The organism is Methylohalomonas lacus (assembly GCF_024808875.1).
Lineage (GTDB): Bacteria > Pseudomonadota > Gammaproteobacteria > Methylohalomonadales > Methylohalomonadaceae > Methylohalomonas > Methylohalomonas lacus.
Genome location: NZ_JANUCT010000008.1, coordinates 116501 through 122500 on the forward strand (window position 1 = coordinate 116501; position 6000 = coordinate 122500).

Here is a 6000-nt window from a genome sequence, read left to right on the forward strand (position 1 = left end):
AATGAGCCATGAGCGAAGTACAGACAGCGATACAGGAACCCACACAGGACGACAGTCCGCTGGTATTTACCGAGTCGGCCGCCGACAAGGTTCGTGAGCTGATCGCCGAGGAAAACAACGATGCGCTGATGTTGCGCGTGTTCATCAGCGGTGGTGGCTGTTCCGGCTTCCAGTACGGTTTTACCTTTGACGAGAATATCACCGAGGGGGATGCCGTGGTTGAGAAGGCCGGCGTCAAGCTGCTGATCGACCCGATGAGCATCGCTTACCTGATGGGCGCCGAGATCGACTATACCGAGGGCCTGGAAGGCGCCCAGTTTGTCATCCGCAATCCGAATGCCAGCACCACCTGTGGTTGCGGCTCATCGTTCTCGGTCTGAATTACACTCCGCACATCTGCTAAAAAAACCCGCTGCGCGCGGGTTTTTTATTGCCCATTCCGCTGACTTGAACAGACCGGGACGATCGCATGTCCGCTGCTGACTTCTACGACGATCTCGATGCCGCGTTCGCCCACGCCTGGCAGCAACTGGCCCGCGCAGTGGCCGATCGTCGCCACGGCTTTCGGGTCATCCAGCTGGCAACGACCGCGGCCGACGGCACGCCGCGCGTGCGCAGTGTGGTCCTGCGGGCGGTAACGGCGGGACAGCTGCAGTTTCATACCGATAGCCGCAGCGCCAAATTGACCGAGATCGCGGCGCAGCCACGCGTTGCCCTGCACGCCTATGATGCCCGGGACAAGCTGCAGCTGCGTCTGCTGGGTAGTGCCAGCCGCCACGATCAGGATGACCGTCGTGCAGCGGCCTGGGCGGCCACCCAGGAAATGAGCCGGGTCTGCTATCGCATCCAGCCGGCGCCCGGCACGCCGATCGCGAATCCCCATGCCGTCACGCACGCCATGCCGCAGGCCGACCCGGATCCCGGTTACCGGAATTTCACGGTCGTCAGCGTTACCGTCGACCGGCTCGAATGGCTGTACCTGGCAGCCGCGGGACATCGCCGCGCCCGCTGGCAGCGCTGCGCGGGTGGCGATGACTGGAGCGGCCACTGGCTTGCCCCGTGAGCGCGCTTTCCACGCCCGGCATCTGCTAGCATGACGTCCGGTTCATTTCAGGGATGAGAACGACATGGAATTTCGGCCGCGGCCATTCCCTTTCAGACTGTTTCTGGGCGCGGTATTCGGCCTGCCGTTGCTGTTGCTGGTCATGGTCGTGCTGGAAACGGGCAGCTCGCCGGCCGACCTGGCGCGTGCGTTGCAGCAGGAATTTGCCGCTGATACGACCAGGCTGATCGAATCGTTGCTGATGCTGCTGGCCGCGGTAGCGGGCATCGGCTTTACGCTGCTGTTTCAGCGCCGTGCCCGCATCCGCGTGGATAGCGGTCACATCGCGTTTTGCTCGGGTTTGCCGGGAATCTTCCGATACCTGGTGCCGGACTGGCAGTTTGACTACGCGGCCATCGAGTCCGCCGCCCTGCAGCCCGTCGGCCGCGGCAATTTCCTGACGCTGGTGATCACGCCGCAGCAGGGCCGCAAACGCCAGCTGCTGCCGCAACAGTGGATCGAGCCCGGCAGCCGCGGCAGGTCCGGGAGCTGGTTCCGGATGACCCGGGTCAAGCGCGAGGATGCCCAGCGCCTGCTGCGCGAAACGCCGCTGCTGCGCCAGCTGCAGGCGGCGGGCGTGACGATCGACATGAACCTGGAGCAGCATTATCGGCCGGGCCTGGACACGTCCGCGCATTTCGATTTGACGACGAACCGCACGGCGCTTGCCTGCCTGCTATTGATGGTCGGACTGGGTCTGTACGCGCTGGTCGACGGTGTGCTGCTGACGGGCGACCGTTACGCGGCGACACCCCCTTATCTCTGGTTTGCGCTGGCGGCGCTGCTGGTCGCCGCGCTGGCCGCCGCGCGGCTGCAGCGTGCGGCCGTGCCGCGGCTGGAAAGCACGGTTCTGGCGCTGCTGCTGGGCGTGAGCGTGGCGCTGGCGGTCTGGCCGGGGCTGCTGCGCATCAACGCTGTAACCGCGGCCGACGGTCCGGAGCAGCATGTCTATACCCTGGCCGCGGACGGTGTCCTGCAGCCGGACACAGCCGGGCTACCGGTAATGCGGCGACCGATCGATGCGAACTTCTGGAATGCGCAGTCGGCCGGCAGCCGCTGGCCGTTTGCCATGCGGCGCGGCCTGTTCGGTTTCTGGCAATACGACAGCCGGCCGCTGATTGAAAACATCCGCCAGTATTACGCCAGGCTGTGATGTGGCCGCAATGCCATGATCGCGTGCTCCAAAGACTCAATGACCGGGCAAGACAACGATGAGCCTGCATTTCGAAGAACTCGACTACCAAGAGACGCGCCTGGGTGAACTCAGCCTGCGCCGCCGGCGCCTGCCGCAGACCGGCGAGCTGGACATTTATGAGGTCAAGCTCGGCGATGAATTCCTCATGTCGAGTCTGTTCACCGCGGCCGAGGAAGCGCTGGCGCGGCTCGGGCTGGCGCCGCTGGCCGGCCGCGCGCTCGATGTCGTCGTCGGTGGACTGGGACTGGGGCATACCGCGGCGGCGGCCCTGGATGCCGCCCACATTAATGAACTGCTGGTGATCGAAGGGCTGGACGCGGTCATCGACTGGCATGAGCGCCACCTGCTGCCGCTGGGCGCGCGTCTCAGCGGCGAGTCGCGCTGCCGTTTCATCGCCGGCGATTTTTTCCAGCTGGCCGCCGCGGACGGCTTCGATCCCGGCCAGCCCGGCCGGCGTTTCGACGCCATCCTGCTGGATATCGATCACGCCCCCGGCGATCTGCTGAATGCCGGTCATGCCGACTTTTACCAGCCCGCTGGTCTGCGTAACCTGCAGCGCTACCTGCAAGCCGACGGCGTGTTCGCGTTGTGGTCGAACGAGCCGCCGGAGGCGGCGTTCACGCAGCGGCTGGAGCAGGTGTTCGCGACCGTGCAGGCGCACGTCGTTGAATTCGACAATCCGCTTCAGGACAGCCGCTCGGCGAACACGATCTACGTCGCGCAACGGCCGCTGGCCGCATAAATACCGGCTACGGCAGCAACACCATCAGGCAGGTCGGTCGGTGCATCGGTTTGTGAGCCTCAGCGTGGCTGGTAGATGCCACCGAGAATCACCGGCTCGCTGGCGCCGGTGACCGCCGGCAGGTTACCGGGCTGGCCGGCCAGGCGTTCGCGCGCCAGCCAGGCGAAGCATAACGCCTCGACCTTGTCCGGCGGCAGGCCGTAGTCGGCGCTGGTTGATACGGCCACTGGCGCCAGCGCGGCGGCCAGTGCCGTCATCAGGACGGGATTATGCACGCCGCCGCCACAGGCGATGACTGCGTCAGCCTCCGGCGCATAGCGCTGCACGGCCGCGGCGACGCTGCGCGCCGTAAGCTCGACCAGCGTCGCCTGCACATCGGCGGGCTGGTGCTCTTCCTCGAGCAGACGCGCCAGCCAGTCGAGATTGAAGTATTCCGGGCCGGTGCTCTTCGGGGCCGGCTGCTGGAAATAGGGATCCGCGAGCAACGCTTCCAGCAGCGCCGGGATGACGCGGCCCCGGGCCGCGAAGCGGCCGTCCTCGTCACACGGCGTCTGCCGGTAACGCCAGGCCCAGGCGTCGAGCAGGGTGTTGGCCGGGCCGGTGTCGAAACCGCTTACGGGCTCGTCTTTGTCGCCCGGCAGGACGGTGATGTTGGCGATGCCACCGAGGTTGAGGACGATGCGGGTATGGCCCGGGCGCTGTAGCCAGGCGGCGTGGAAGATCGGCACCAGCGGCGCCCCCTCGCCGCCGGCGGCCATGTCCATGCGCCGGAAGTCCGCGACCGTGGTAATGCCGGTAGTGTAAGCGATGCGGTTGGCGTCGCCGATCTGCAGCGTCCAGGCCGGCTGCGTTGCCGGGCTGTGCCAGACGGTCTGGCCGTGACTGCCGATCGCAGCGACCGCCTCGGCGCTGATGTTGGCATCGGTGAGTAGCTGCCGGGCGGTGACGGCGAACAGTTCGGCGACCTGCGCATCCAGCGCCATGATCTCGGCCAGTGGCGTTTGCGCCCGGGCCTGTTTCAGTGCCAGGCGCAGTTCTTCCGGGTAGGGCCGCGAGGTGGCCGCGGCCACCGCTGGTGGGGTGCTATCGAAATCAACCAGCACGCCCTCGACCGCATCCATGCTGGTGCCGGAGATGAGGCCGATGTAGTACACCCCGGCTTGCCGGTCTCAGCGTGTCCCGCTGTCGCCATCGGCCGTGGCTGACTCGCCGAGTGCCAGCAACACCTTGTCATCAACCTGGTGATCGGCAACCTCGAGCCGGCCGTCGTAACGCTCCAGCTTGTCGAGTTCGGCCAGCAATGGCCGGGTACTCTGCTTGAAATCGGCCTGCAGTTTTTCCGGAATGCTCTCGGCCTTGGGCAGTTCGACCTTGACCGGATTCTTGTGCACGCCGTTGATACGGAACTCGTAGTGCAGGTGCGGGCCGGTAGCCAGACCGGTGCTGCCGACGTGGCCGATGGTCTGACCCTGCTCGACGCGGCTGCCCTGCCTGAGCCCCCTGGCGAAACGTGACATGTGCGCGTACAGGGTGCTGTAGCGACCGCCGTGCTGGATGATGATGGTGTTGCCGTAACCGCCCTTGCGCCCCAGATGACTGATGCGGCCGTCGCCGCTGGCCTTGATCGGCGTGCCAGTCGGCGCGGCATAGTCGGTGCCCTTGTGCGCCCGGATCGTGTTCATGACCGGGTGCCGGCGGTCGGGATCGAAGTGCGAGCTGATGCGGTAGACATCCATGGGCGTGCGCAGGAACGCCTTGCGCATGCTGCGGCCGTCGTCGGCATAGTAGTCGGTACGGCCGTCGGGCGTGGTGTAGCGCACGGCGCGCAGGGTGCGACCGCGGTTCTGGAACTCGGCGGCGATGATCGGGCCGTCCTTGATCTTGGTTCCGTCGCGGTAGGTTTCCTTGAAGATCACGCTGAACTGGTCACCCTTGCGGATATCCATCACGAAATCGATATCCCAGCCGTAGATCTTGACCAGCTGCATGATGAGATTGTCGCTCAGGCCGGCCGCCTGACCGGCGAGAAACAGCGACGAGTCGATGGTGGCCGCGGCGGCGCGCACCCGGGTGGTCAGGTCAGCGTCGGCAAGTTCGGCCTGATAGCCGTTGTCGGTGCGCTCGACGATAAGCTGATGCTCGCTGTCGGGGGCGTACTGCAGCGCCCGCAGCATGGTCCGTTCATCCTTCTCGTCGAGATCAAACAGCAATTCCTGGCCCGGGCGCAGGCTTTTCAGGGCCTGGGTGACGTCGCCCAGCTGCATGATTTCATGTAACTGGCGCGGGCTCAGGCCCAGGCGCTTGAAGATCCGCGCCATGCTGTCGCCATTCTTGACTGCAACCTTCTGCCAGTCGGTGTCGAGATCGTTGGTCGCCGTTTGGGCGTCCGTCTCTTTCAGGATTTCATATTCGGCGTCCGTGGCCAGCGTGTCAGCGTTATTGTCGGAAGCCCTGTCGTCCAGCGCGTTATCACCCAGGGCGGCGATCCTGAATGTTTCGTCGTTCCCCGGTGTCGTGTCCACTGCCGCTGCGCTGTCGGTGGGCGGGGTATCGGCTGGCGCCGCATTACCGGGGGTCGGTTTTTTGATGCGTTGCGGCGTATCGAGAACCGGGTAGGCGGCCATGACGCCACCGGGAATGGACCAGCTCGATTCGTCCTGCGGCTGCTGTTCGCTACTGTACTTGGTGTAGCCGATAAAGGTCACTACCGCACAGACAGACATGGCAAGTACGTGTCGGCGCATACGCCGCGGTCGCCGGTGCCCCAGTGACCAGGAATCATCCACTTTGTAGTCTAACTTCACGTTAACTCCGTAAGTTACGGTCTTGAAAGCGTTATTTCGGCTAACAATAGCCTGAGGACGGGACCCCGTCAATGTGGTGTTTCACCTTCCGGGAGGTACGTCTATCATACACGCCGCCAACCGGCACGCTGAACAACAAAGAAAAGGAACTGCGTCA

At 64.9% G+C, this 6000-nt stretch carries 6 protein-coding genes; 4 read left to right on the top strand and 2 right to left on the bottom strand.

What is annotated here, in order from left to right:
- The first annotated feature begins 8 nt into the window (after window positions 1–8).
- The 4 genes from erpA to J2T55_RS07380 all read left to right on the top strand — a co-directional run bounded on the left by erpA (window position 9) and on the right by J2T55_RS07380 (window position 3039).
- Window positions 9–380, top strand: a complete 372-nt coding sequence (erpA, locus tag J2T55_RS07365; protein ID WP_259055254.1) for an iron-sulfur cluster insertion protein ErpA — start codon at window positions 9–11, stop codon at window positions 378–380.
- A gap of 89 nt (window positions 381–469) precedes the next feature.
- Window positions 470–1063 (top strand): pyridoxamine 5'-phosphate oxidase family protein, encoded by a 594-nt coding sequence (locus J2T55_RS07370; protein WP_259055256.1) that lies wholly within the window; start codon window positions 470–472, stop codon window positions 1061–1063.
- Between the two features lie 64 nt (window positions 1064–1127).
- Window positions 1128–2255: a hypothetical protein gene (locus J2T55_RS07375; RefSeq protein WP_259055257.1), complete on the top strand. Its 1128-nt coding sequence runs from the start codon at window positions 1128–1130 to the stop codon at window positions 2253–2255.
- Between the two features lie 58 nt (window positions 2256–2313).
- Window positions 2314–3039: a spermidine synthase gene (locus J2T55_RS07380; RefSeq protein WP_259055259.1), complete on the top strand. Its 726-nt coding sequence runs from the start codon at window positions 2314–2316 to the stop codon at window positions 3037–3039.
- A gap of 59 nt (window positions 3040–3098) precedes the next feature.
- On the opposite strand, the gene J2T55_RS07385 is transcribed toward J2T55_RS07380, so the two are convergent.
- Both J2T55_RS07385 and J2T55_RS07390 read right to left on the bottom strand, forming a co-directional pair.
- Window positions 3099–4193, bottom strand: coding sequence for an anhydro-N-acetylmuramic acid kinase (locus tag J2T55_RS07385; protein ID WP_259055260.1), 1095 nt, complete (start codon window positions 4191–4193; stop codon window positions 3099–3101).
- 15 nt (window positions 4194–4208) lie between these two features.
- Complete coding sequence (locus J2T55_RS07390) at window positions 4209–5843, bottom strand: OapA family protein (protein WP_259055262.1); 1635 nt, start codon at window positions 5841–5843, stop codon at window positions 4209–4211.
- Between the last annotated feature and the right edge of the window lie 157 nt (window positions 5844–6000).

Coding starts and splice junctions, on each gene's coding strand:
- erpA (WP_259055254.1), top strand. CDS start 9: ATGAGCGAAGTACAGACAGCGATACAGGAACCCACACAGGACGACAGT.
- J2T55_RS07370 (WP_259055256.1), top strand. CDS start 470: ATGTCCGCTGCTGACTTCTACGACGATCTCGATGCCGCGTTCGCCCAC.
- J2T55_RS07375 (WP_259055257.1), top strand. CDS start 1,128: ATGGAATTTCGGCCGCGGCCATTCCCTTTCAGACTGTTTCTGGGCGCG.
- J2T55_RS07380 (WP_259055259.1), top strand. CDS start 2,314: ATGAGCCTGCATTTCGAAGAACTCGACTACCAAGAGACGCGCCTGGGT.